The 1,220-nt window shown below is 35.6% G+C and carries 2 protein-coding genes and 1 pseudogene; 2 read left to right on the plus strand and 1 reads right to left on the minus strand.

The genetic code is table 11. The annotated features are described in order from the left end of the window. On the plus strand, positions 1 to 382 hold a 382-nt coding region (locus FTV37_RS17545; protein WP_257224374.1), incomplete at its 5' end, for a conjugal transfer protein TraD. Here the strand turns inward: FTV37_RS17545 and FTV37_RS17550 are convergent. Then, a complete protein-coding gene (locus tag FTV37_RS17550; protein ID WP_166135753.1) occupies positions 347 to 1,048 on the minus strand; it encodes an IS1-like element ISPa14 family transposase in 702 nt (233 codons plus the stop codon). The genes FTV37_RS17545 and FTV37_RS17550 overlap by 36 nt on opposite strands. Positions 1,049 to 1,108: 60 nt before the next feature. Here FTV37_RS17550 and FTV37_RS17555 point away from each other — a divergent pair. Further along, positions 1,109 to 1,220: pseudogene (locus FTV37_RS17555) on the plus strand (flavodoxin family protein); the annotation flags it as partial.

Consider the following 1,220-nt stretch of genomic DNA (forward strand, 5'->3'; position numbering starts at 1 on the left):
CAGAACATCTGACCAAGAGAAAAAAATTAATGCCTTGATCAAAGCTGAAAAAGCCATAGATCGAGCAAATAAGCAAAAAGTTGCTGTTAGAAAATTATTGAATGCAGAAAAGGAAGCTGAACGTAAAGCTCGTACACGCCACCTTATCCAATTAGGCGCACTTTTTGAGATTGCTAAGCTAGATCAGCGTGATCCTGCTGAATTGCTTGGAGTACTTATAAAAACTGCTGAAATTGATCCAAATGATATGAAGTGGCAAATTTGGAAAGATTTAGGACAAGAAATGTTAAATAAAAGAAGTAATGAAAATAAAAAATCTGGTGGTGTTTCAAAAAGTATGCTGACATTAAATGAAGCCATTATTGATGTAAAAAAAGGTTAAGTCGAAAGCTTTAAAATGGTTTTCAATCTTTTTTGAAAAATTACAACTCCTTCTAAAACCGCGCCTAATTCGATGCCTTATTTTGCAATTATTACCTTCAATACCTACAGTAAAAAATTTACCAATACTTTGCTTGCAGTTTTTAAAAGCAGTTATGAAACTGTCCCAATGATCACTTGCAATTCGGGTGTAGTGAATACCTAATTGTTTAAGCTTTGCCTTCAATCGTTGAACTGTAGCTAAGTCTCTTTTACCCCAAAAATAAGCAACAATCTCACCTGTTTCTCGATGGTAGGCGTAAATAAGCCATTGTTTATTATTTTTATTTCCCACAAAAGTCCAAAACTCATCAACTTCAAGAGACTCATAATGACTTTGTTTAGGCTGAATTTGGTAGGTCGATTCGGTTAAAGTACGTAAAACTTTACCGATACTGATTCGCTCAACTTCAGCGATATCTCGTATACCACTACCTCTGACCATCAACTGTAATATTTTTCGAGTAATGCCTGAATGACATCCTAGATAGCTCAGAGCATGGTCACCAATAAACTGACGTTTACAGTCTTTGCACTGATAGTTTTGTTTCCCATCTACTTTGATGCCATTTTTCTTTATACTGTCACTGAGGCAGGTTGGACATTTGATTTCTAGAGTTATTCGCATTTCTCTATTTTATCAAAATTCAACCTGCTTTGTTTCAGCATACTTTTTGAAACACCACCTAAAATTGATTTATTCACCGCTGAACAGTTGATGTCTCAACCTGAATTACTCTGTCAATATGATGGACTAATTTGGGGTACTCCAACCTATCTCGGTGGTGTCTCTGGCACTT

The sequence above is a fragment of the Acinetobacter sp. YH16042 genome, assembly GCF_013417245.1.
In the GTDB taxonomy this organism is placed as follows: Bacteria; Pseudomonadota; Gammaproteobacteria; order Pseudomonadales; family Moraxellaceae; genus Acinetobacter; species Acinetobacter amyesii.

Excerpts from the sequence above, each read along its gene's own strand:
- FTV37_RS17550 (WP_166135753.1), bottom strand. The coding sequence starts at position 1,048 with ATGCGAATAACTCTAGAAATCAAATGTCCAACCTGCCTCAGTGACAGT.